Below are 24,305 nucleotides of genomic sequence, written 5' to 3' on the forward strand. Positions count from 1 at the left end.
ACGGTGAGATTAGCAATATTGGACAAAACAGGCACTTCCCATACAAAGCAAATTGTTTATTGAGATTCAGGCTGTGTTATTTAAAAAGGCGGTTACCTAATTTTAAACCCTTTAAACTAAAACCTTTAAACGGCTTAATTTATACTCGCCAAACCCTTTATACCCGCACAAGCATATTCAACCATAACGCTTTACGATATTATGCTCCTTTAAATTTAAATTAACTTTCAGGGCACATAATGACAACGCACACACCGCCTTCCCTCTCAGCCAACACAGCTGAAAACACTTCTCTTTTTTACGTAATTTTTATCTCTGCCGTGGCTGCTATTGGTGGTTTTTTATTTGGTTTTGACTCGGGCGTGATTAACGGCACGGTGTCGGCACTCGGTAATGCTTTTAATTCAAGCAGTGTGGCTACGGGCTTTAACGTAGCGTCTGTGTTACTTGGCTGTGCCCTAGGTGCACTTGCTGCGGGGCCGCTGGCTGATAAGTTTGGTCGCCGTGCAATTATGATCATCACCGCGATTATTTTTGCTATTAGCGCATTTGGGTCGGGCATTAGCGAAAGCTCTGCGGAGTTTATTTTTTACCGCTTATTTGGTGGTTTAGGTATTGGTGCTGCATCGGTATTGGCGCCAGCTTATATTGCAGAGGTTGCGCCACCAGCCCTTCGTGGTCGTTTAGCTACATTACAGCAACTCGCTATTGTATTGGGTTTATTTGCTGCGTTTTTAAGTAACTATTTAATTGCTGATGCAGCTGGTAGCGCGCAAAATATTTTAATGCTTGATACAGCCGCTTGGCGCTGGATGTTTTGGGCTGAGCTTGTGCCTGCAATACTTTTTTTAGTGGGTGTGTTGTTTATTCCTGAGTCGCCTCGTTATTTAGTAGCGCAAGGTAAAGTAGACGATGCAAAAACGGTATTTAGTAAAATTTCGAACGACAACGTTGCTGCGCAAATAAGCGATGTTAAAAGCTCCTTGCATAGCGATAAAAAGCCGAGTATTCGCGATTTATTTATTGATGGCAGTAAAAAAGTACACCCAATTGTTTGGGCGGGTGTTGCGCTGAGTGTGTTTCAGCAATTTGTAGGTATTAACGTGGTATTTTATTACGGCTCTGAGCTTTGGCAAGCTGCTGGGTTTGACGAGTCGCAATCGCTATTTATAAATGTATTAGCGGGTACTACTAATATTGTATCGACCTTTATTGCTATTGCCCTTGTTGACAAAATTGGCCGTAAGCCACTATTGCTTGTAGGCAGTGTGGGTATGTTTATTAGCTTAAGCGCGCTTACTTATATATTTGGCAGCGCAGGCCTTGATGAAGCAGGCAAGCTCGCACTTAGCGATAACATGGGTTCGTTTGCGCTTATAATGGCTAACTTATTTGTGGTATTTTTTGGATTAAGTTGGGGCCCCGTTGTGTGGGTGTTATTAGGCGAAATGTTTAATAACCGTATTCGCGGTGCAGCGCTTGCTGTTGCTGCAAGCGCACAGTGGATTGCTAACTTTGCCATTACCATGACCTTCCCTATTATGCTGGCTAACATTGGCCTTGCAGGTGCGTACGGCTTTTATGCTTTATCGGCACTTATTAGCATATTTTTTGTGGCTAAATACATTACAGAAACCCGTGGTAAAACACTTGAGTCTATGTAATTAGCTCTGAAAGCGGTGAACCCTTTTCACCGCTTTGTGTTTTTTAGGTAAATTATTGATTTAATAGCCGTATTAAACCATTTAATAATTACTGCACTAAACATTCGCTTACCTCTCGCGTTCAGTATTCCTTTTTACTATAAGTAATCGATTTAAATTCCTTTTTTGAATATAGAAAATTAGCTATTGTCCGCGTTTTCCCACTACGTATGTCTGATCAGTGCCACTTAAGTCGAGAATACACGGCGCGCTGAGAACTTATTGATTTATAATGAAATATGGCACTTAAATTGAGATTTATTAACTAAATTACACCCTAAAAATAATTATGTTTTTTATTAGGTAAATTTCTTAAACAACGAGAAATCGCTTACAAACATCTATTACAGTAAGTGATTTGAAGCGGTAATTAGCCTAGTTATTAAAACGTATACTTTTTGCTTTAAACATATGGTCGAAAATTAGATGCCCTGATGAAGATTAAAACCTTGGCGGGAAAGCTTTTCAAGACCCAAAGCAACAGTATTTTATGAGTCGGTATCGTTTTTGACTCATCGGAAAATAACAATACGTAATCCTATATTCGGGGTTCATTTTTCCATTACATAAGCACTAGTGTAAAACTAATGCCTCCTTTTCCTAGATTAACTTAATCGATTAAGTAAAACCCTAATTAACCTAGTACCGAATGGTGATAAATACATTGTTTTTCAGTTAAAAACTAAATGCAGAATCACAACCTTAAAGCATTAAAATTTATTTTTACAGCATTAATATTCACACTTTTATTTTTCCCCTCTAGATCACCCATTAAGATTATAAGTAAACACTAACCCTTTACGACCCATATACATGGCAAAACCTTAATTAGAGATGAATTAATCGGATTTTTTTAAAAGTTAATTCATGCATTAGTTTTTATATTTATGTTTATGTTTATATTTATATTATTAAATCAGTACACTCTTACTAAATACACAACTTAATCGTTTAAGTATTCGAGAGATTAGTATATAGTCACACTGCTAATATCAATTAGCGAGGGCATTATTACGCCTGAATTTATTGGCTAATTCCAGAAGATAAACTTTAGCCTTTGTCCGAATCGATTTCGCTTTAAAAGTCGCATACGTTCAAGTGAATACAATTGGTTTTCACTGAGGATAATTGATTTAGACTAGGGTAACAGGGTGTCTTATTAGGAAGAGGCTATTCTTTTACGGGAAACATTTTCAATTTAGTGAGAAGATATTGATGGATAGTAAAATAAGTAAATCGACAATCCCAATTTTGTGTGCATTTCTGGGTTTAACAACGGCAGCTGTTGCAGAACCTCATCTACAGCCAGGTCCCGAGCCGACACTTCACACCCAAGAGGCATTTTCACCTGAGAGTAATTTCACTGCGAAGTGGACGCGGGCTGATGCACGTCAAATCAAGCGCATGTCTGATCCGACGGCAGGTTCACGTCAAAATTCGATGCCTGAAGAATATACTATGCCTGATATCCCGCAAAACTTTCCCGACATGTCGAACGAACAGGTCTGGGTATGGGACTCTTGGCCTCTTACTGACGAGAATGCTAATCAGTACAGTGTTAATGGACAGGAAATCATTTTTTCTTTAGTAGCCGACCGTAGCCTTGGCTTTGATGATCGTCACGTTTACGCAAAGATCGGCTACTTCTATCGGCCGGCTGGGATTTCCGCTGATCAACGCCCAGAAAATGGTGGTTGGACCTATGGTGGTCTCGTGTTCGATGAAGGTGTCACCGGTGAAATTTTCGAGGACCAGTCTTATAGCCACCAGACCCAGTGGTCAGGCTCGGCGCGTATTTTTCCAGGTGGTGAAATAAAATTATTTTTCACAGATGTTGCATTCTACCGAGACCAAAACGGTGGACCGGACATCAAACCGTACGACTCTCGACTCGCCCTAAGCGTAGGCCATGTGCATGCTAATAAACACGGTGTGAGATTCACCGGGTTCAATAAGGTTACGTCGTTACTCGAGGCTGACGGCACTTACTACCAAAATTCTGAGCAAAACCCTTACTATAACTTCCGCGACCCGTTCACTTTCGAAGATCCAGCTCATCCAGGTGAGACCTATATGGTATTTGAGGGCAACACGGCGATGGACCGGGCAACTGCACAGTGTGATGCGGACGACCTTGGCTACCAGGACGGCGACCCTTATGCAGAAACCGTAACCCAAGTGAATGCATCGGGTGCGCCCTTTCAAATCGGTAACGTTGGTCTGGCCAAGGCTACGAACGACGACCTGACCGAGTGGGAATTTCTGCCGCCTATTCTATCTGCAAACTGTGTCACCGACCAGACTGAACGACCGCAGATTTACCAACAAGATGGCAAGTACTATCTTTTCACTATTAGCCACAGCACTACATATGCAACAGGTATTACTGGCCCCGAGGGCGTATATGGTTTCGTAGGCAACGGTATTCGTAGCGATTACCAGCCGATGAACCAGGGATCTGGGCTGGTGCTCGGTAACCCAACAAACCTCAATTACTGGCCAGGTAGCCCGTTTGCGCCAGACTATAATCAGCATCCAGGTCAATTCCAGTCATACTCACACTATGTGATGCCTGGTGGTTTAATCCAATCGTTCATCGACACAATCGGCACTAAAGAAAATTTTCGTCGTGGTGGGACACTTGCACCTACAGTTAGGATAAAAATTAACGGCGACTCGTCAGAGGTTGATTATTCCTATGGCGTAAATGGTTATGGACTAGGTGGTTGGGCCGATATCCCTGCAAACCTGAATGTGAATTCGGGCGGACAGATCAAGCCACTTAAGCAATAACTTTAGTAAATTAACTTATATAGTCCTTACAAGGGGGAAGAGGAGAATGTGTTGTACCGACGTATCCTCTTCTCTCTTATTTGTACCTGGCAAATAAAATTATGCGGAACTGTCAGTCTATTTTTTTGTTCTGCAGCAGTGACTTTTGAAGCACTGCATTTCTTTATTTTACAATTTTTTTGTACCGCCCATACCATCTATCATGCTCATTGAGTACCTTTGCGCAACTACTTTACTTTTTATCCGATTTTCCAATAAGGAGAGTTATGAATAACAATTTTATTTTAACATCTGCAAGTCGCTGGTCTTTGGCAATTTGCATGTTGGTCGCGCTGTTCAATTCAGGGGGGTCATCGGCCGTTGAATTCGGTTCCGAAGCAGCAATCAGCTCCTCACCGTTGCCCCTGTTGACAGAAAAATCATCTAAATACCAGCGTCCGACTAATTGGGCACGATATAGACCCGCAATGCACCTGACCCCCGAAAAACACTGGATGAACGATCCTCAGCGTCCAATTATGATTGACGGTATCTGGCACTACTATTACCTTTACAATGCCGATTATCCTATAGGGAATGGTACTGAGTGGTACCACGCAACCTCGGTTGACCTTGTGCACTGGCAAGATCACGGCGTGGCAATTGATAAGTATAAGAATGGCCTCGGCGATATTGAAACCGGCAGCGCAGTAATTGACATCAATAACACTGCAGGCTTCGGTCCTGGCGCGGTAATCGCCATTATGACTCAACAGCACGAGGGTGTGCAGCGTCAATCACTCTTTGTCTCTACTGACGGCGGCTATCGATTTAAGGCCTACCAAGACAACCCTATTATGGACAACCCAGGATCCCAGCATTGGCGTGATCCTAAAATAGTCTGGGACGACACGCGCAATGAATGGTTGATGGTTCTGGCTGAGGGTCATAAGATCGGCTTTTACACATCGCCCGATTTGAAGCATTGGAAGTATCAGTCTGGGTTCAAGCGCAGCGACCTTGGAATTCTGGAATGTCCAGACCTGTTTCGGATGTCGGTCAACGGTGACACTGCAACTACACGATGGGTGCTGGTAACTGGCGCGAACGGCTTTAAAAAAGGAATGACTACGGGAACTGTGTACTGGACCGGAGAATGGGACGGAGAACATTTCACCGCTGATCGCGATGAACCTCAATGGCTAGACTTCGGCGCCGACTTTTATGCCACAGTGACATGGGACGACCCCCGCAACAATGACGCCGAACGCCTTACTTCGCGCTATGCCATCGGTTGGCTCAATAACTGGGCCTACGCCACCAAACTCCCAACCGATGACTGGCACGGGGGAGCTAACTCGGTCGTACGGCGCATCATGCTTCAGTCCGTCGACGGTAAGCCACAACTTGTATCGCAACCCATAAATGCGATCAACAAACTTGAAGGCAGTACAGTAGCTCGATCTAATATTCGGGTGACGGAAGCGTCGAAAACGACACTTCCTCAACCTCCGTCCGACGCCTACCGTCTCCGTGTGAAGATTAATGCAGATTCAGATGCTAAAGAGGTCCGCTTCCGACTTAAGGAAGGAAAAAAGCACTTTTCTATCGTTGGGTACAACCTTGCGAATGACACTGTATTTATCCAACGCGATAGTGATGCTATAGCCAATGCGATGCCCAAAGTATATCGCGAGGTTCGAAAGTCGCCCGTACAAATGCGCGATGGCTTTGTCATGTTGGATATCATTGTAGATACAACATCCATTGAGGTCTTTGTAAATAACGGAGAAGTTGTACTTTCAAATCTTGTATTCGGTGCCCCCGGAGCAAATGGCCTCTCTGTCGAGTCAATTGGAGGAAATACCGAACTGAGCTTATTTGAGCTAGCTCCTTTGAAGGTTGCCCCGATTATTCGCAGTAAAGGTAATACGCGCTAGGCCTATGCTCCCGTGAAATTTTCGCCTAGATTGTATTTTAAGGTGTTGCTGGTTATTGTGTAATTAATAGATATCGTTCCAATGTGCTATCTCTCTATGAACAAAGAAGCTCGACAGCTATTGAAGTGAATTGAGCTTCCTGAAAAAACAATGATGTGGGTCTAGTTGTACATCAGATTGACAAAGCCAGAGAGATGTTGATAACTCTATAATTCACACGGAGTTTGATTTGAAATTTATCAACTAAAGTAGAGGGCTATATTTGTAATTCGTATCAGCTATTTTACTAAGGTAATGGTAAGGTAATTTTGGACACCCATTGAGAAGGGAATATTATGCTAATAAGCATATAAATTTGGGTAAAAATCACAAAATTAAAACGCGAAACTTATTCCGCAGTAATCAAATAAGAAACTACTCAATTAGTTTAATTTAGGTTTAACGACAATTGACTCTAAGATTAAATATAAAGAGCCTTAAATTGTGGCCAATATAATTGGCCACTACATTTCGAGAATCCCTCCACAAATATACATCTCAAATGTTGGATGTACTACCACTACAATGTTTTTTATATAGTGGTCGAACTAACTAGCACTAGCCCTTGCATAGTTTCTATAACCTTCTATCTCACTTTACTCATTAGTAAAATTATTACTCAGTATCAGATACTTCAAACTCATTAACTTTCTTAATATTTTTATTTAGTTTAAGCAGGACATCAATAAGTGTATCAATCTCTTTTTCTGACACTCCATGTAATAGCAAGCTTTCTCGTTCTAAAGCGACAGTTAGAATTTCATCATGAAGTTTTTCTCCCTGAAGAGTTAGCTTTGCTAGCGAAGAGCGACCATCGTGCTCATCCTTTACAAAACTAATATGCTCTAACGTTTGTAATTGCTTTAAAGCGCGGCTCACAGCGGCTTTATCTAAACCAATGACCTGACAGATGCGATTTGCAGAAATATTTGATTCCACCTTGAGCATTGCTAATACACGCCACTCAATAACGCCTACATTAAAGTTTTTTCGATAGCATACAGATGCACCACTTGAGAGTTTATTAGAAAGAAAATTTACAAGCGCAGGTATATATCGTTCAAGATCTAGCTGCTTAGCACTAGGTTCTTTGGGTTTAGAAGGCATTGGTTTTTCCAATTTTCAGGGTATAAATAAATTTTACTAGGTAAATCTTGAGATTAAAACTATTTATGATCATTGCTTATTACGATCAAAGAGTTTTACATTCATAACGTTAACACTGAGTTAATCCCTACACCCAAATTATAGTTGACACCTCAACTACAATTCAACATTATAAACATAAAGTAACAAACATTAGGAACTTTATGTTTTCAGTAAACGTACGCTGTAAAAAGGTTGAAACACCTAATATTGTCAGTTTTGAGCTAATACCTATAAATGCGCAAGCTTTACCTAAATTTGATGCGGGTAGCCACATTGATGTGGTGCTTAATGATAAAATAACTCGTCAGTACTCACTTATCAGCCATCCTCAATCCGATGAGTTTTATAAAATAGCGGTATTAAAAGATGCCAATTCACGAGGAGGCTCAATTGCACTTCACTCTGATGTGCAAGTCGGTGATACATTATCAATTTCTGATCCTCGCAACCTCTTTGCACTCAATTCAACTCATAATAAAGCACTATTATTCGCAGGCGGTATAGGCATTACTCCAATAATCTCAATGGCAAGAGAGCTTGATATTAACGGCGTTGATTTTGAGCTTCATTATCATGCTAAATCCCCCGTAGAGGCAGCTTTTTATCAAGAATTGCTAGAGTGTTCATTTTCTGAAAAGGTATTTTTTCACTTTTCAACCCAGCCAAAAAAAGATGCAAAAGAACTTATTGGTGAATTTAAAACGAATACGCATTTATACACTTGTGGCCCAGCAGCTTATATGGAATATATTTTTAACAGTGCAAAATCAAATAACTGGAAAGACGAGTACTTACACAAAGAAAATTTTAAAGCTGAACCTAAAGCAGAAGGTTCTGAAGATATTCCGTTTAAGCTCATTTTGAGCCGTTCAGGCTTAGAAATTGATGTTTCTGCAGAGCAAACCGCTTTAGAAGCAATGGAAGATGCGGGTATTGAGTTAGACGTATCATGCGAAATGGGAATTTGCGGTACATGCGTTACCTCTGTGACATGCGGTATACCCGACCACAGAGATGAATTCTTTACTGCTGATGAAAAAGCAAAAAACGATAGGTTCACACCCTGTTGTTCAAGAGCGTTAAGCAACTCTCTAACGCTAGATTTATAGAGAAAATTTTAACACGAGACTTTACACGAGACACTTATGACCACACATACACAAACTAATTCGGACACTAAAACCCCCTTTCCTCTTAACATGTGGTACTTAGCAGCACTAAGCAAAGAGTTAACCGACAAGCCACTAGCTCGCACTTTATTAAACACCCCTATAGTTTTATTTAGAGATGCACAAGGCCATGCTAGCGCACTTGAAGATCGTTGTTGCCATCGCCAACTACCTTTATCGATGGGAACACTTGAAAAAGAAGGATTAAGATGCGGTTATCATGGTCTATTATTTAATGGCCAAGGCCAATGTCTTGAAGTACCAGGGCAAAAAAAAGTTCCAAGAAAAGCAAAAGTAACGCCTTTTACACTTAAAGAGCAAGATGATTTAATTTGGATTTGGTTTGGTTCAGAGCAAGGCTCAACCCCTGATCAAGACCCACCTCGCTATCTTTATCATTCTGACGAAAAATATGTTTACGATGGTGATGTATATCACTACCAAGCACCATTTCAACTCATACATGACAATTTACTTGATCTTAGCCACTTAGGTTACGTACACCTTAAAACGATTGGTGGTGACGCTAAAACACATATGAATGCACAAATGGATGTAGAAGCTATAGGTGATAAAGTGACCGTAAAACGTTACATGCCAAATTCAACTCCGCCACCAACATATACAGCTGCTTATCCATTTAAAGATAAAATAGATCGCTGGCAAGAAATTGAATTCTATCCATCACATTTAAGGATATGGACTGGCGGTATTGACGCAAACAGTGAATCGGTAACTAACCCTAACCGTGGCGGCTTTCATATGCGTGGCTTACATTGCATAACCCCAGAAACAGAAGAAACATGTCATTATTTTTGGACTATATCAACAAACCCAACAACTGATATTGAAAATGTAAAACAAAAAGTAGTAGAACAAACTCGTTACACGTTCAATGAAGACAAAGTGGTTATTGAAGCGCAACACAAATCAATGAAGCACTTTAAAGGGCAACCTATGATTGATATCCATGTTGATACCGGTGCAAATTACGCTAGGCGAATAATTAAGCGCTTATGTGAAGCTTAAAGGCTTGTTTTATTTATATTAACTCAAACTGAGGTATTACTTTTTCAATGGCCTACAAAGTAATACCTCATCATATTGGACCAAAAAATACGCTAATTAAAAATTACGTCGATACTTAGTAGACCAGCTTGCTACCTCTGTTGCTATTAGCAATAATAAACGCATTAACAAACCCATGTTCTCAAACACCACCTTTAATTATTTTTACAGTCTATGCGTTTAAGGATCATATTTGTTTAAACTTCCTATTACTACCATTGCACTTATAATTGTATGCAGCGGATCTATTATCGGACCTCTTGGCATGGCCGGCGTCAACATAGCTATTCCAAATCTTGCAGAGGATTTACAAGCAAGCGCTAAAATGATTGGTTGGATGCCGACCCTTTACTTACTTAGTAGCGTAATATTTATGCTGCCTTGCGGGAAAATTGCCGATAACTATGGTCGAAAACGAGTATATGCATTTGGTTTAGGCCTAAATGCACTCGCATCACTGATGTGTGCTATTGCGTCATCAATTGAATGGGTGCTTTTTTGGCGTTTTGTACAAGGCGCTGCAGGTGCCATGATTTTTGGTATTGGTGTTGCAATTATTACTTCTATTACGCCAAATAATAAAAGAGGCATGGCACTAGGCACCTCTGCAGCGTGTGTGTATATAGGCTTAAGTGCAGCCCCTGCAATAGGCGGTTGGCTCACCGAAATATGGGGATGGCGAGCTGTATTTTACTCTCAAATTCCGCTTGTGCTTCTGCTACTACTTGCTATTAAACTTTTTTTACATGGTGAGTGGAAAAACGATAAAAAATCTTCGTTTGACTGGTGGGGTACTGCGCTTTTCTCACTCTTTGCAATATGTTTAGTATTAGGACTCAGTGATCTACCCACTATGACAGGATGGGGTTTAACATTACTTTCAGTAATAAGCTTAGGATTATTTATTATTCACCAAAGTAAAAGTAGGCGACCATTAATCAGAGTACAAATGTTTTTAGAAAGCAGAGTATTCAGCTTATCGCTGTCTACATCGTTTTTAATGTACGCCAGTAATTTTTCATTGGCTTTTTTGTTAAGCTTATATCTGCAATATATTAAAGGGTTAAGTCCTTCTCATGCTGGCCAAATCGTGTTACTGCAAGCAGTTTCTATGGCCATTATGGCACCATTGTCTGGTAAACTTTCAGATAAAATACAGCCACGCATAATAGCTACATTTGGCTGTATAATTGTTATGGTCAGCTTTTTTTTACTATCACTGTTATCTATGGACTCAAGTATCACATACATAAGTGGCTCACTGTTATTGTTAGGTATTGGCTTTGGCTTATTCTCAACACCTAACAATAATGCAATTATGGGCGCTGTAGATAAGAATGAGTTAGGCGTAGCCTCTTCTTCCATGAATTTATCACGAACAATTGGTAATTTATTTGGAATGAGCTTGGTAAATTTAATTGTGCATTATTACTTAGGGGACAGCACGTTTTCAGCGCAACATAGTCATGCTTTAATGAGTACAATTTCACTCGCGTTTAACGTGTCTTTAGGCTTTGTAATTCTAGCAAGCTGTATCTCGGCATTTCGTGGGAAAGCCTAAATTATGCGTTGCTGATACGGGTTACACGTATAAAAGTAATTATAAATCGCTTTATACGTGTAAGTGTATTTATAAATCGAGTGTTATGGACCCTGTTTTTGCTCTTGAACAACACGGCATAATCAACTTGCCTTGTGCTTTTTCTTTGTCTGTTAAAAAAACATCGCGATGTTCCGGATTGCCTTCCACTACACCAGTTTGGCAAGTGCCACAAACTCCTGATTCACATGCAACTGGTATAAATATCCCATTAACCTCTAGCACTTGAGAAATAGACTGCCCTTCGCCTACAGTAAACTGTTTACCTGAGCTAGCAATTTTTACAGTGAATGACGTGTCTTCTAAAACATTTTCAGCAACCACTGGTGCGGCGAAGTATTCTCGATGTAATCTCTCCTCAGACCAACCTAGCAAACGAGCTTGAGTTAATACATATGTTATAAACTCAGCAGGCCCACATATATACAAGTCAGTACCACGAATATGCTCACCTAGCACCTGTTCTACATCCATACGACCCGATTGCAATTCTTGGCTAAAGTGAAACACTATTTTATCGCTAAACGGCCCTAATTTTAATGCTTCAACAAATGCTGCAGTTTCAGAAGATTTAGCGCAATAGTGAAATGCGAAAGGTGTCCCCAAACTATGTAATGTTTGAGCCATCGTTATTAATGGCGTAACCCCTATTCCACCCGCAATCAGTAATGTATTTTTCTTTGGCTTCAGCAATGAGAAGTGATTTTTAGGTTCACTTACTTCGACTTTATCGCCTATTTTTAGGTTATGCACCTCCGCTGAGCCACCACGAGATTGAGGATCTTTTAATACTGCAATTTCGTAGTAACGAGGGTCGCACTGTAACCGACATAGAGAATATTGACGAAGCAAACCATTTGGTAGCTTTATATCAATATGTGCACCTGCCTCAAATGGTGGCAAATTCACATTGTCAGCGCGTCCAAGTACGAGCCTCACAACCGCCTTTGCCTCAATGACCACATTTTTAACAATAACTGAAATCATCTTAATTCCCTTTGTTAAAATGTTACTGATTGGAGTGGTAGCTCGTCTGTAGATATATTTTTCGCATTTATTTCTTTATCGATTAAACGCTCAATGATACGTCGCGACTGAACACCACCGGCATCTATATCAAGCTTTAAAAGATCAAATTGCGGGAAACTCTTCAGATTTTGTTGCTGACGTTCTAATACCTCTAAATCTTCTTGGAAAATACTGCCTTGCCCTTCTCTAATTTTATCAGTTAATGTAACGTCTTGAGCATTAAAGTTACGTGCCATCCCCCAAAAGTACCACATCGTATTTTCAGTCTCAGGAGTAATAAAATCAACCACTGTACTGCTCGCTTTTTTATTCTTTGGTGCATCAAAACCACCATAACCAGCATGTGCTACACCCACATCAATCATTACATGTGATGGCGGCATAAAGCGACAAATTTGCCAACGGTCTACTGGTGTATCCGATGCAAGCCCATTACCCTCCAGAGCAGTTCGCCAAAATGGCGGTGCCATAATATTTTCCATATAACGGCGACAAAAAACTTTATCGCCTTCTACTTCAGTTTGCACCGGAGACTCATCAATTTCTTTTTGGCCTATACTACTAGCATGAACGTAGGTTTCATGTGTTAAGTCCATTAGATTATCGATCATTAAACGATAGTCGCATTTTATATGATACAACCCCCCCCCATAGGCCCAAGTATCATCTTCAGCCCAAGGTAAGTGTGGGATAAGATCTGTATTTGCAGCCTCTTTATCACCAGGCCAAACCCAGATAAAACCAAAGCGCTCCTCAACTGCAAATGACTTCATACACGGAAATCTCTGCACACGTTGCAGCGGCATTTCTTTTGTTTTACCGTCCTCACCCATTTTTAGACCATGATAGCCGCATACAAGCAAGCCGTCCTCAACATATCCTAAAGATAAAGCTGCGCCACGGTGTGGACAAAAATCTAGCACCGCAGCTACTTTTCCATCCGCCTGACGATAAAAAGCAATACTTTGATCACACACTTTTCGGCCGAGTGGTTTATTGTGATTGATTTCATCACTCATTGCCGCCACATACCATGTATTTTTAATAAAGATCTGCTTAGCCATACCTTGATCTCCTGTTGTGTTTTTGTTGTCATTGGATCCAATATAAACTAATAAACAAGATAAATGAAACAAATATGCACAAATTGGATCCATATAATTTTCTTTTTTGCACTTTTAGTCACGCTTTAGTTGTAAATTCACACTATTTCAATGACTATATGCAGTGTAGATTCCTAATTGGATCCAGTTTAAAAAGTAATTGAGGTAATTTTTTATGACTAAGTCAGGCCAAAATGCAGTAACTACATTGCGACAAATGATTTTAACTGGAGCACTAAAAACCGGAGAAAGGCTCGTTGAAATTGCTACTTCTGAACGTCTAGGTGTTTCAAGAACGCCTGTAAGAATTGCATTTAGAACACTTGAACAAGAAGGTTTGTTGACCAAACTTCCTAGGCGTGGCTACGAAGTCCGCTCAGTTTCACCAATTGAAATTGAAGGCGCTATTGAAGTAAGAGGAGTATTAGAGGGCCTAGCTGCTCGACAAGCTGCAGAAAACGGCCTTAACGAAGAACAAAAACATGAAATGCAATCCCTGCTTGCTTGTGGTGATTTATTATTTGAAGGGGCCGAACTAACTGAAGATGACTTAGCAACCTACCATGATATGAACCGCCGTTTTCATCTACTAATTATTGAAGCGTCGGGTAACTTGGCTATCCAGGCTGCACTATCTAAAAATGAGCACCTACCATTTGCCTCGGTAAGCGCGCTTGCCATCGACAAAAATAATATGCAAAAAGAGTTTAAACGCTTTGCATTTGCACATCAGCAACATCACCACGTATTTCATGCAATGCTTTCTCGCCAAGGTGCTCGTGCTGAAGGAATTATGCGTGAGCATGCACAAGCAACACTCGGTTACGATCGAAACTATCACCGAACAGAGCTTAAAAACAAACTCACCGTTATTTCGCACGCAAATAAATAACCTGCACAGAAGTGTTACTCACTCTTAAATATTGAGGGAGCCATATTCTATAAGATCTAAAGCTTGCTAATGAAGGAGGCCTTTAAATATTAAAACTTATTAAGCCTTTGTGCGTTCACGCGAGACCAACATAGCAATGCCCATACCACCACCAATACAAAGTGTTGCTAACCCTTTTGTTTTATTAGCTCGCTGCATTTGATATATCAGCGAGACTAAAATACGACAACCTGAAGCACCTATGGGGTGGCCTAAAGCTACCGCCCCCCCATTTACATTTAATTTTTTAGGATCAAGCCCTAATTCATTATTTACGTGCAGTGCTTGGGCTGAAAATGCCTCATTAGCCTCAATTAAATCAATATCATGCACTTGCCAGCCCGCTTTTTTACACACAGCCTGCGTGGCCGCTATTGGGCCAGTGCCCATGTAAAGCGGCTCAACACCTTCGCAAGCGGTAGCTTCAATCACAGCTAAAATAGGTAAGTTTAACTTTTTTGCATACTCGTCTGAAGTAACCACCACCATCGCTGCGCCGTCGTTAATAGTCGAACTATTTCCAGCGGTAACTGAACCGTCTTTTTTGAACGCAGGCCTAAGCTTACTAAGGTTTATAATTTGTGTATCAGCTTTTACTGATTCATCAACATCAAAACTCTGGATATCGCCTCCACGTTTTGCAATATAAATAGGGGCAATTTCATCTTTGAATAAACCACTACTAATAGCATGTGCTGCTTTTTGCTGTGAATGAACTGCAAATTTATCTTGTGCTTCTCGTGAGACCGAAAATTTTTCAGCTATCTTTTCAGCTGTAATTCCCATATGTATATTTTCGCGACTATCCCACAGCCCATCTTTTATTAAGCTATCAACCAGTGATAAATCACCTAATTTTTTAGGTACTCTATTATTGGGTAATACGTGCGCCGCCTGAGACATACTTTCTTGCCCACCAGCAACCACCATTTTAGCATCACCGCAAAGAACTGATTGCGCAGCCAATTGCACCGCTTTTAGTCCTGAGCCACATACGTGATTAATAGTAAAAGCAGACACATTAATAGGTAGTCCGGCATTAAGTGCTGTCTGCCTTGCTGGATTTTGGCCACAACCTGCTGTTAGCACCTGCCCTAAAATCACCTCCTCAATGTGTGGCTTTACTTGCGGTGTTTCATCAAGAACGGTTTTAAGTAACTGACTACCTATTTCAATAGCTGATAGGCTTGATAAACTTTGTCCAAAACCACCAATTGCGGTTCTTTTTGCAGCAACAATAACAGCCTTCATGCTACCACCTCGGGCAAGTCCATTTCGGGCACATGTTCAGGAATAACAAGCTCACCTGCTGTTAACCGTTGAATATCTTCTACCGAGACATTCGGCGCCCTTTCTAACAAATGAAATTTACCGTCTTTAATTTCCATAAAAGCGAGATCAGTTAGCACTTTTTTAATACAGCCCTTACCAGTTAGTGGCAGTGTACAATTTGCTAATAACTTTGATTCACCATGCTTTGATGCATGGGTCATAGTGACAATAATGTTATCGGCACCCGCCACTAAGTCCATAGCACCTCCCATTCCTTTAATTAACTTCCCGGGGATCATGTAAGACGCAATATTACCATTCACATCCACTTCAAAAGCGCCTAATACAGTTAAATCAACATGGCCACCACGGATCATGGCAAACGACTCTGCACTATCAAAAATTGAGGCGCCGGTTGCCATAGTCACCGTTTGTTTGCCTGCATTGATTAAATCAGCATCAAGTTCATCTTCTGTTGGAAATTGCCCCATACCTAACAATCCGTTTTCTGATTGAAGCATCACTTCAATGCCTTCAGGCACATAGTTAGCAACAAGCGTTGGAATACCAATACCTAAGTTTACGTAGTATCCATCTTGTAGTTCTTGCGCAACACGCATTGCTAATTGCTCTCGGGATAAAGCCATTGTTACACTCCTTGAACTTGTTTAGCACGAGTTGTGCGTTGTTCTATACGTTTTTCAAATGAACCTTTAATAACCCGATCCACATATATCCCAGGGGTATGAATTTCATCGGGATCTAATTGCCCTGCTTCAACAATTTCTTCAACTTCAACAACCGTAACTGTGCCAGCTGTTGCAACTAAAGGATTAAAATTACGTGCTGTTTTTCGATAAACTAAATTACCATATGTATCAGCTTTCCAAGCTTTAACAATGGCAAAATCACCTTTAATCGACTCTTCTAAGATGTAAGTTTTACCATTAAAGTTACGTTCTTCTTTTCCTTGTGCAACTGGAGTTCCATAACCCGTTGCGGTGAAAAAGGCAGGAATACCGGCACCACCGGCACGCATTTTTTCGGCTAATGTGCCTTGGGGGGTCAATTCAACGTCCAGCTCACCAGACATCATTTGCCGCTCAAACTCTGCATTTTCGCCAACATAAGACGCAATGATCTTTTTGATTTGTCGTTTTGCAAGCAGCAACCCTAAACCAAAGTCATCAACGCCACAGTTATTTGATACGACCGTTAGCTCTTTAGTACCTTTATTACTAATTCCCTTGATTAAATTTTCTGGTATACCACATAATCCAAAGCCACCTGCTAACACTGTCATACCGTTTTCAAGCCCTTTAAGCGCTTGAGTGTAGGAAGTTACTACTTTATTAAATCCAGCCATTGTTAATTCCAAATAATGTATCAGAGGATTAGTTTGACAATAAAGTAAGAGATAGTTAATTTTATAATTCTATTTTATTAATTAGTTTTACTTATAAATGAATATAAAACAGTTGAAAGCATTTACGGAGGTTGCAACTAACTTAAGCTTTGTAGAAGCGGCTACAAAGTTACACTTATCACAGCCGGCACTTAGTTTAAGCATCAGAAATTTAGAAGAAAGCTTAGGTGGAAAATTATTATCGCGAACTACACGTTCTTTAGTGCTGACACAAGAGGGCAAGGCATTATTACCTGTTGCTAAAAATATATTAAACCAAATTGATGCCGCAGAAAGAGAGATGAAAAAGCGGTTTTCACTTGAACTTGGCCACACCTCCATTGCTGCTATGCCGTCTTTTGCAGCTTCAGTTTTACCTAAAATAATTAAGCGATTTCATTCTAAGTATCCACACATAAAGCTTTCTGTGGAAGATGTACTCTCTGATACAGTAATTGACATGGTAAGTGACGACTTAGTCGAGCTAGGTATCTCATTTGAACCTAAGCATAATAGCGACTTAGTGTTTCACCCTTTGTATAAGGATCAATTTATTGTGGTGTTACCCCCTTCTCATCCACTGACTCAATCTCATACTATTAGCTGGGACGAATTGCTAAAGTTTGAATTAATCACTCTGCAAAGTCCTTCTTCCGTTAGAGAGTTAATTGAAGAAACCTTATCGCAACATAACATGACGCTTAACCCAGCATTTGATGCGCATCAATTAGCAACCGTTATAAGAATGGTGAGGGATAGCTTAGGTGTGGCGATTGTGCCCGCACTTTGTAAAGCGCAAGCACTGGAAGCAGGCGTCGTATGCAGAGACATAAACTCTCCCAGCATAGCACGACGCGTCGGTGTTATTTCAAAACCTATAACCTCATTGTCAATTGCGGCTAAATCAATGCTTGAAACCATTAAACTCTATTCATCAGAACTTACCAGACAAATAGAGCTTAAATAAATTTTACAGTTGTAGTTGCCCCGTCTCGTCACACTTTAAATCGCTTGCACCTTTAGCTTTGAGTGCTGCAACTAAAGATGCAAAAGCACAACATACCGCAATTAATACCAAGACGGTACTCAAAGAGCCCATTGGTTTTTGTAGTAATGTAACAACAATGGGCGCTAAAAATTGGCCTAAAAAGAACATTCCTGTCCACATACCTGTACCTTTACCTCGCACATTTTCAGGGAGTAATTTCAATACCCATGTAAGAGTAGTTGGTAACAAAGAACCAAAACCTAAACAGCCAATAAATATGGCAATCGATGAAACAACAAGAGACGAAGAACCCGCGGTGACTAAATACCCAAATGCGCTTAAACCAAAGCCTACGCACAATAGAAGCGGCCCTGAACTACGCTTAATTTTACCGTAACCAAAAGCACCAAGCGCAACACCTATATTTGCTAATGCTCCAATCCCACCAATCATAGCTGGTGTTACAGCCTGGCTAATTGCTAATACTTCACCAAGCTTTACAATCATTGAATAAAAAATGATACCGACAAACAAAGTTATAAATAATAAAGGCACTACTTTTTTTACTGGAAAATGCCCTGCTTGCTCGGAAATGCTTGCTTTTACTTTAGGTTCAAACAAATTTAATGCCACAAGTAGAGCAACTGGCAAAGCAAGTAAATATAAAACAAATGGTCCTCTTGAGCCTAATAACTCACCTAACATGCCGCCTAGCCCAATTAAAAAAATGGCACTTAAGCTTACCGAAGCAATTTGTATTGAAATCCATTTTTGCCTTTCTTTTCCTTGAAAGTAGTCAGCAATTAATGCAGTAGCAATAGTCATAATAATTGCTTCAGTTATTCCTAAAAATACTCTTGAAGTAATGATAAGTGATAAGTTTTTTAAAAAATAAGGCAAGATACCTATTACGCTATATATGATAAGCGCAATAATTAATAGTGGTTTTCGTCCCATTTTATCTGATATAGCGCCCGCCAAAGGTGAGAAAAGTGCTACGCAAAGTGCTGGAATCGTCATTGCAATAGGCACCAATACCTCATACCCATCCACAAGTTTAAACTCTTCTAATAGCATAGGGAGCACGGGAACGAGAGAGATCACCGCCATTACGGGCATAATCGCCGCTAAAATTAAAATAATACCATGTTTGGTTGAAGCAACCGGATTAGAAAGACTATTCATTGAAGCTACCTTTAGTGTGTGTTGTAGGTGTGTTTGTAAAACCTATTAAATCAGTGAAGCTTCACTATGTGTCTAAATTAAAAATTTGTGGAATTAAATATTTGGATAGGAGGTATCAAGTAAATAAATAGTTAACGCATTTGGTTTTATTTTTACATAAATCCCTCCCTAAGGCGCATTTTTGCAGATGTATCTATGAAATTGATAATTTCAATTATAAAAATCAATTAACTTGATACATATTTTTACTTTATTGTTAATTTTGCGTTGCACACACATCGCAATCTTAGTGCTTGCTTTTTACAAGCCATTAGGAAACGTTTTTGCACACACACAATTATAAGGATGGAACAATGAACAAATCGTATTTACGTTCATGTATTCTGACGGCATGTTTAACACCTTTAGCTATTTCGGCTCAAACTGCTGAAAATATACAAGAGTCTAAAACAGATGGTATTGAGTTAATTACGGTTACTGCTCTTAGAAAAACAGAAAGTTTACAAGATGTAGCTGTACCAATTGATGCTGCAACAGGAAAAGAGCTGTCACGCATAGGGGTTACCGACGCAACAGGCTTAAACAAAATATCACCGGCACTAAACGTTGTTTCTGGCGGTGGTTCAAATACCGTATTTTTTGTTCGCGGTGTGGGTAACTTTGCTGTAAACGCATACACAGATGCAGCACTGGCGTTTAACGTAGATGGTGTATTTTTAGGAAGACCAACAGCCACAACGGCATCATTTTTAGATGTAGAACGTATAGAAGTTTTAAAGGGCCCTCAGGGCACTCTTTATGGCCGAAATGCAACAGCTGGCGCGATCAATGTAATTTCAGCAAAACCGGAACTTGGAGAAACATTTGGCAATATCTCTATAGGTGCTGGTAACTATGGAACAATAACAGCTTCTGGTGCTGTAAATTTACCAATAAGCGATGACTGGGCAGCGCGCTTTGCAATTGGCAAAACTAAAAATGACGGTTATAACGATGATGGCACAGCGGCAACAGATGATACCGCGTTCCGCGCCCGTTTATTTGGTGAGTTTTCTGAAGATGTTAACCTTACTATCACTACCGACTACTCAACAACAAAAGGTAATGGTAATTCACCTTCATTTGAAGGCAGTTACGGATTTCCACTTCAAGGAAGTAATAATCACCCAAAAAACATTCCAGGTTATAACTTTAACCCAGCTCCTGATAACGTATCGGCTCCTCATACAGGCCCAGCAACACCTGCTGCAGTTGAATACTACACAGGCCTCCAAACCTTACCAGCATTTACTTCTATCACTCCCCTATATGAACCATATATAGACAACGAGTTTATGGGCGTGTCGGCAGAGTTGAACGTTGCTACGTCATTGGGCGATCTAACAATTATTCCGGCTTATAGAGAGAATACGGTTGACGTATTATTTAATAACCCCGCTTTCCAAGCAGCCATTAATCAAGAAAATCACCAACAATCTAGCTTAGAAGCTCGCTTCACTACAACTGTAGGGGCGCTTGATTTAATCATGGGTGGTTTTTACTTTGATGAAGCAGTTGATGGTCTAGCTTCATTTAACCAATACAGCTTACAATCAACGCAAGATATTGAAAACTCAAGCACTAAGTCAACCGCGTTTTTTGTTCATGGTAAATATCACCTATCTGATGAGCTTAGACTCGTCGGCGCTGTGCGTTGGACCAAAGATAAAAAAGAATTTAAGGGACAAGCGGATGTATTTCTAAATTTATGCATTAGAGATTTGCCAGCCTACCCAGGCGGGCCAGAAATCCCAAATTGTGACGGTGCGCCTGTTATTCCGGTTGGTACAACTGTTGCTGAAACAATTGCGTCTATTGATGCAGCGGATTTGCCAGAAGGAGCTCCTATAGCAAACCGCGGCCCTGTTCCATATGGTCAGATCCCATTATTTCCTGGCGCACCCGACAACCTGCGTGCAAACCTACTGTTTATTAACCAAACCCAGATTGATCGCGTTCAAGAAAATAACGAAATTACTTACAGAGCAGCGATAGAATATGATATTGCACAAAGTAATCTACTTTATGCTAGCTATGAAACAGGCTATCGTTCAGGTGGATTTAGTCCTACCAACGGCCGAGAAGAGTTTTTACCTGAATACATAAATGCATGGACATTTGGTTCTAAAAATAGATTTTTAGATAATTATTTACAAATCAATGCTGAGGCATTTATTTGGGATTATGAAGATCAACAAGCTAGTCATTTTGGTATTGATGGTAACGGTAATTCTGCGTTCTTTACTGAAAACATAGGTCAATCAAGCATTAAAGGAATTGAGATTGATATTCTTTATCAACTGACTGAAGCAACACGGATCAAAGGAAATGTTCAATATCTAAAAAATGAGATTGAAGAGTTTAGTTACCTTCAAAAAACACCAGACGAAGCTGTAAATGTTGTGACAGGTTGTGACACAGAAGTAAAAAGCGTGACTGATGGGGAGCCCACATATAATGTAGACTGTTCAGGTAAGGAAGGCAGAAACTCGCCATCACTTTCTTTAACTGCAAGTATTAACCATTACTTAGAGTTTGAAAATGGTTATTCGGCATCAGTGTCTCTTGATGCTCGTTACCGCGACGAACGTTGGGTTGGCTTTGACTTCTTGCCATCGCAGCGTGCTGAGGATGTGGTTACCTTAGACACTTCTGTGCAATTATTTTCAGCAAATGATAAGTGGTCAATACTCGCATATGTGAGAAACGTAACTGATGAAGAAATAAAAGCAACATCTCAGTTATTTGCTAATGGTGGCAACACAATGGTCTCAACCTACGAAAAACCAAGAACTTACGGTATAACATTCAAATATGACTTCTATTAAGAGAGCACACACAATGCAAAAAATTAGTATTATATTTAATTTATTTCTATCTCTAGGCTGTTTAGCATTTACGTTTAACGGCAGCGCAAGCGAAACAAAAAATGAGTGGATAACTCTAGGTACGATGGCAGGCCCTATTCCTAATGCAAAACACTCTCAACCAGCTAATGCGATGCTTGTTAATGGCAATACGTATGTGGTTGATGCCGGTGACGGAACTGCAGGGCAATTAGCAAAAGTTGGGTTAGACATAAAAAATGTCGATGCAGTCTTTTTAAGTCACTTACATTTTGACCATACAGGTGGTTTACCTGCAATTTTGAGTTTAAGGTGGCAAACAAGCGCACGTAATGAGCTTGTTGTATATGGCCCTCCGGGAACTCAGCAAACCGTTGATGGTATTTTTGAATACATGACTTATGGCACGCTTGGACACTACGGTGTACCAGGCCAAGTTCCTGCGCCCGCTAATACTAATATCAAAGTTGTTGAGGTTGAAGATGGGACTCAATTAAAACTTCCAGACTTCACTGTGGATGTTATAAGAAACTCACACTACAGCTGGCCAAAAGGAAGTGAAGAGTGGAAAAAGTTTCAAGCACTTTCATTTAAATTTAGTCTACAAGATTATACAGTTGTTTATACAGGTGATACGGGCCCAAGTAGTGCAGTTGAGAAGCTATCTAGCGGTGTTGATTTATTAGTAAGTGAGATGATGGATATTGATCACACAGTCAACATGATAAAAGAAACAAACCCTCAAATGCCTAAGGGTAAGTTTATTGGCATTCATAAACATCTTTCGAAGCACCACCTTTCACCAAAACAAGTTGGTGAGTTAGCTAAAGCAGCCAATGTAGGCAGTTTAGTTATTACTCATATGGCACCGGGGTTAGATACTCAAGCCGAAATAGACTTTTATACTAAACAAGTTGCAAGTGAATACAAAGGGCCGATCTCAGTAGCACAAGATTTAAACCGTTACGAACTAAAACGCTGACCTGAGTATTGTATCTGATTACAGCAATGAAAAGCCGCCAATTAAGGCGGTTTTTTATATGCCTTGAGCGGCATTCATTATTTTTTCTCTTAACCATCGGTGTATAGGATCATTATCAAGCGTAGGATGCCACATCATAGATTCCACTAGTAGTGGCGTATCATAAGGAAGTGAAACTACCTTTAAATCATGTTTTTGTGCATGTATGTTAGCAAATTTTTTGGGTAAAATAGCAACGCGCTGAGTTCCTTTCAGTGTGTAAATCATCGTAGAAAAATCATTAGTTATTATATCAACTTTGCGACTCCCTCCCATCGTTTCTGTTAACCATGTCTCAATACTTAAATGGCTTGTCCGTGCAAAACCAACTGATACATGCCCCATGCTACCTACCTGTTCAGCTGTAATCACGTCTCCATCAACTAACTCATTTTTTACATCAACAACACATGCAAGCTCATCTGACATGAGTATAGCGCTTGGGTAGTTATCAAGCATTACTCCCTCGGGTGCAATAAATAAATCAGCCCCCCCTTTTATAATTATATTAGCCTCATGGGAAAACGGTGATAAGAACTCAAATGTCATCCCTGGGGCTTGCTGCGCAAGTTCAGTTAAAATACTGGAAAACAGGACTTGAATAACATAATCTGATGCAACAATTTTAAAATGACGTTCGCTTTTTAAGGGATCGTTAAAACGTTTTCCGATGATCACCCCCCTAATTGTTGTTAAAACTTCTGTAATAGGCACCTGTAGCTCTAAAGCAAAGGGCGTTGGTTGCATTGTTTTACCTACTTGAACAAGTAAATCATCTTCAAAAAAGATTCTTGCTCTGCCTAATATACTACTGGTTGCTGATTGAGATAGATGAAGGCGTTTTGCACTTTTTGTTATATTTTTTTCCTCTAACAAAACATCTAATGCGACTAATAAATTCAAATCTAAATGCTCAAATCTCATAATTTACTCACTGCTGATTGTTTAAATTTAATAACTTTAATGTATTAAATTTTTGGATACAACCTATCTAAACATTCAATTTCATCAATTGCAATTTAAGGATTAACATGAATTAAATAATA

The 24,305-nt window shown here is 40.0% G+C and carries 18 protein-coding genes; 10 read left to right on the plus strand and 8 right to left on the minus strand.

The features are described 5' to 3' along the window. The first annotated feature begins 239 nt into the window (after positions 1-239). The 3 genes from ALFOR1_RS10705 to ALFOR1_RS10715 all read left to right on the plus strand — a co-directional run bounded on the left by ALFOR1_RS10705 (position 240) and on the right by ALFOR1_RS10715 (position 6,415). Positions 240-1,664 (plus strand): sugar porter family MFS transporter, encoded by a 1,425-nt coding sequence (locus ALFOR1_RS10705; RefSeq protein WP_104642957.1) that lies wholly within the window; start codon positions 240-242, stop codon positions 1,662-1,664. 1,254 nt (positions 1,665-2,918) lie between these two features. Then, the gene (locus ALFOR1_RS10710; RefSeq protein WP_104642958.1) at positions 2,919-4,496 is read left to right on the plus strand and encodes a glycoside hydrolase family 68 protein; all 1,578 of its coding nucleotides are present in this window, start codon (positions 2,919-2,921) and stop codon (positions 4,494-4,496) included. Between the two features lie 266 nt (positions 4,497-4,762). Further along, positions 4,763-6,415, plus strand: a complete 1,653-nt coding sequence (locus tag ALFOR1_RS10715) for a glycoside hydrolase family 32 protein (protein WP_197709262.1) — start codon at positions 4,763-4,765, stop codon at positions 6,413-6,415. 654 nt (positions 6,416-7,069) lie between these two features. Here ALFOR1_RS10715 and ALFOR1_RS10720 read toward each other — a convergent pair. Beyond that, positions 7,070-7,561, minus strand: coding sequence for a MarR family winged helix-turn-helix transcriptional regulator (locus ALFOR1_RS10720; protein WP_104642960.1), 492 nt, complete (start codon positions 7,559-7,561; stop codon positions 7,070-7,072). Between the two features lie 203 nt (positions 7,562-7,764). On the opposite strand from ALFOR1_RS10720, the gene ALFOR1_RS10725 reads away from it, so the two are divergent. The 3 genes from ALFOR1_RS10725 to ALFOR1_RS10735 all read left to right on the plus strand — a co-directional run bounded on the left by ALFOR1_RS10725 (position 7,765) and on the right by ALFOR1_RS10735 (position 11,401). Continuing rightward, on the plus strand, positions 7,765-8,712 hold the full coding sequence (locus ALFOR1_RS10725; RefSeq protein ID WP_104642961.1) for a PDR/VanB family oxidoreductase: 948 nt from the start codon (positions 7,765-7,767) through the stop codon (positions 8,710-8,712). Positions 8,713-8,748: 36 nt separating this feature from the next. Next, entirely contained in the window at positions 8,749-9,801 is a 1,053-nt protein-coding gene (locus ALFOR1_RS10730; RefSeq protein WP_104642962.1) for an aromatic ring-hydroxylating dioxygenase subunit alpha, read from the plus strand. A gap of 232 nt (positions 9,802-10,033) precedes the next feature. Next, positions 10,034-11,401 carry an MFS transporter gene (locus tag ALFOR1_RS10735; protein ID WP_104642963.1) on the plus strand — a complete coding sequence of 456 codons (1,368 nt, stop codon included), beginning with the start codon at positions 10,034-10,036 and terminating at the stop codon, positions 11,399-11,401. A gap of 69 nt (positions 11,402-11,470) precedes the next feature. Here ALFOR1_RS10735 and ALFOR1_RS10740 read toward each other — a convergent pair whose 3' ends face one another. Both ALFOR1_RS10740 and ALFOR1_RS10745 read right to left on the minus strand, forming a co-directional pair. After that, the gene (locus ALFOR1_RS10740; protein ID WP_104642964.1) at positions 11,471-12,427 is read right to left on the minus strand and encodes a PDR/VanB family oxidoreductase; all 957 of its coding nucleotides are present in this window, start codon (positions 12,425-12,427) and stop codon (positions 11,471-11,473) included. Positions 12,428-12,441: 14 nt separating this feature from the next. Further along, on the minus strand, positions 12,442-13,533 hold the full coding sequence (locus ALFOR1_RS10745; RefSeq protein ID WP_197709263.1) for an aromatic ring-hydroxylating dioxygenase subunit alpha: 1,092 nt from the start codon (positions 13,531-13,533) through the stop codon (positions 12,442-12,444). 214 nt (positions 13,534-13,747) lie between these two features. On the opposite strand from ALFOR1_RS10745, the gene ALFOR1_RS10750 reads away from it, so the two are divergent. After that, positions 13,748-14,464 (plus strand): GntR family transcriptional regulator, encoded by a 717-nt coding sequence (locus tag ALFOR1_RS10750; RefSeq protein WP_058429819.1) that lies wholly within the window; start codon positions 13,748-13,750, stop codon positions 14,462-14,464. 99 nt (positions 14,465-14,563) lie between these two features. Here ALFOR1_RS10750 and ALFOR1_RS10755 read toward each other — a convergent pair whose 3' ends face one another. Genes ALFOR1_RS10755 through ALFOR1_RS10765 form a run of 3 tightly spaced genes read right to left on the minus strand, consistent with a single transcriptional unit; the run spans position 14,564 to position 17,141 of the window. Further along, entirely contained in the window at positions 14,564-15,754 is a 1,191-nt protein-coding gene (locus tag ALFOR1_RS10755) for an acetyl-CoA C-acetyltransferase (RefSeq protein ID WP_104642965.1), read from the minus strand. Further along, positions 15,751-16,422, minus strand: coding sequence for a 3-oxoacid CoA-transferase subunit B (locus tag ALFOR1_RS10760; protein ID WP_058429821.1), 672 nt, complete (start codon positions 16,420-16,422; stop codon positions 15,751-15,753). Before ALFOR1_RS10760 ends, ALFOR1_RS10755 begins: the two co-directional genes overlap by 4 nt. A 2-nt stretch (positions 16,423-16,424) precedes the next feature. After that, positions 16,425-17,141, minus strand: a complete 717-nt coding sequence (locus ALFOR1_RS10765) for a CoA transferase subunit A (protein WP_104642966.1) — start codon at positions 17,139-17,141, stop codon at positions 16,425-16,427. Positions 17,142-17,253: 112 nt separating this feature from the next. Between ALFOR1_RS10765 and ALFOR1_RS10770 the strand changes: the two genes are divergently transcribed. After that, entirely contained in the window at positions 17,254-18,147 is an 894-nt protein-coding gene (locus ALFOR1_RS10770; protein WP_197709264.1) for a LysR family transcriptional regulator, read from the plus strand. 3 nt (positions 18,148-18,150) lie between these two features. Here the strand turns inward: ALFOR1_RS10770 and ALFOR1_RS10775 are convergent, their stop codons facing one another. Next, positions 18,151-19,353: an MFS transporter gene (locus ALFOR1_RS10775; RefSeq protein ID WP_104642967.1), complete on the minus strand. Its 1,203-nt coding sequence runs from the start codon at positions 19,351-19,353 to the stop codon at positions 18,151-18,153. Between the two features lie 353 nt (positions 19,354-19,706). Here ALFOR1_RS10775 and ALFOR1_RS10780 point away from each other — a divergent pair, with 353 nt between their 5' ends. Both ALFOR1_RS10780 and ALFOR1_RS10785 read left to right on the plus strand, forming a co-directional pair. After that, entirely contained in the window at positions 19,707-22,220 is a 2,514-nt protein-coding gene (locus ALFOR1_RS10780) for a TonB-dependent receptor (protein WP_104642968.1), read from the plus strand. Positions 22,221-22,233: 13 nt separating this feature from the next. Next, positions 22,234-23,220 carry an MBL fold metallo-hydrolase gene (locus ALFOR1_RS10785; RefSeq protein ID WP_158657440.1) on the plus strand — a complete coding sequence of 329 codons (987 nt, stop codon included), beginning with the start codon at positions 22,234-22,236 and terminating at the stop codon, positions 23,218-23,220. A 54-nt stretch (positions 23,221-23,274) separates the two neighbouring features. On the opposite strand, the gene ALFOR1_RS10790 is transcribed toward ALFOR1_RS10785, so the two are convergent. Next, a complete protein-coding gene (locus tag ALFOR1_RS10790) occupies positions 23,275-24,183 on the minus strand; it encodes a LysR family transcriptional regulator (protein WP_104642970.1) in 909 nt (302 codons plus the stop codon). Positions 24,184-24,305 lie beyond the last annotated feature (122 nt).

It is taken from the genome of Pseudoalteromonas carrageenovora IAM 12662, assembly GCF_900239935.1.
Taxonomy (GTDB): domain Bacteria; phylum Pseudomonadota; class Gammaproteobacteria; order Enterobacterales; family Alteromonadaceae; genus Pseudoalteromonas; species Pseudoalteromonas carrageenovora.

Excerpts from the sequence above, each read along its gene's own strand:
- ALFOR1_RS10705 (WP_104642957.1), top strand. The coding sequence starts at position 240 with ATGACAACGCACACACCGCCTTCCCTCTCAGCCAACACAGCTGAAAAC.
- ALFOR1_RS10710 (WP_104642958.1), top strand. The coding sequence starts at position 2,919 with ATGGATAGTAAAATAAGTAAATCGACAATCCCAATTTTGTGTGCATTT.
- ALFOR1_RS10715 (WP_197709262.1), top strand. The coding sequence starts at position 4,763 with ATGAATAACAATTTTATTTTAACATCTGCAAGTCGCTGGTCTTTGGCA.
- ALFOR1_RS10720 (WP_104642960.1), bottom strand. The coding sequence starts at position 7,561 with ATGCCTTCTAAACCCAAAGAACCTAGTGCTAAGCAGCTAGATCTTGAA.
- ALFOR1_RS10725 (WP_104642961.1), top strand. The coding sequence starts at position 7,765 with ATGTTTTCAGTAAACGTACGCTGTAAAAAGGTTGAAACACCTAATATT.
- ALFOR1_RS10730 (WP_104642962.1), top strand. The coding sequence starts at position 8,749 with ATGACCACACATACACAAACTAATTCGGACACTAAAACCCCCTTTCCT.
- ALFOR1_RS10740 (WP_104642964.1), bottom strand. The coding sequence starts at position 12,427 with ATGATTTCAGTTATTGTTAAAAATGTGGTCATTGAGGCAAAGGCGGTT.
- ALFOR1_RS10745 (WP_197709263.1), bottom strand. The coding sequence starts at position 13,533 with ATGGCTAAGCAGATCTTTATTAAAAATACATGGTATGTGGCGGCAATG.
- ALFOR1_RS10750 (WP_058429819.1), top strand. The coding sequence starts at position 13,748 with ATGACTAAGTCAGGCCAAAATGCAGTAACTACATTGCGACAAATGATT.
- ALFOR1_RS10755 (WP_104642965.1), bottom strand. The coding sequence starts at position 15,754 with ATGAAGGCTGTTATTGTTGCTGCAAAAAGAACCGCAATTGGTGGTTTT.
- ALFOR1_RS10760 (WP_058429821.1), bottom strand. The coding sequence starts at position 16,422 with ATGGCTTTATCCCGAGAGCAATTAGCAATGCGTGTTGCGCAAGAACTA.
- ALFOR1_RS10765 (WP_104642966.1), bottom strand. The coding sequence starts at position 17,141 with ATGGCTGGATTTAATAAAGTAGTAACTTCCTACACTCAAGCGCTTAAA.
- ALFOR1_RS10775 (WP_104642967.1), bottom strand. The coding sequence starts at position 19,353 with ATGAATAGTCTTTCTAATCCGGTTGCTTCAACCAAACATGGTATTATT.
- ALFOR1_RS10780 (WP_104642968.1), top strand. The coding sequence starts at position 19,707 with ATGAACAAATCGTATTTACGTTCATGTATTCTGACGGCATGTTTAACA.
- ALFOR1_RS10785 (WP_158657440.1), top strand. The coding sequence starts at position 22,234 with ATGCAAAAAATTAGTATTATATTTAATTTATTTCTATCTCTAGGCTGT.
- ALFOR1_RS10790 (WP_104642970.1), bottom strand. The coding sequence starts at position 24,183 with ATGAGATTTGAGCATTTAGATTTGAATTTATTAGTCGCATTAGATGTT.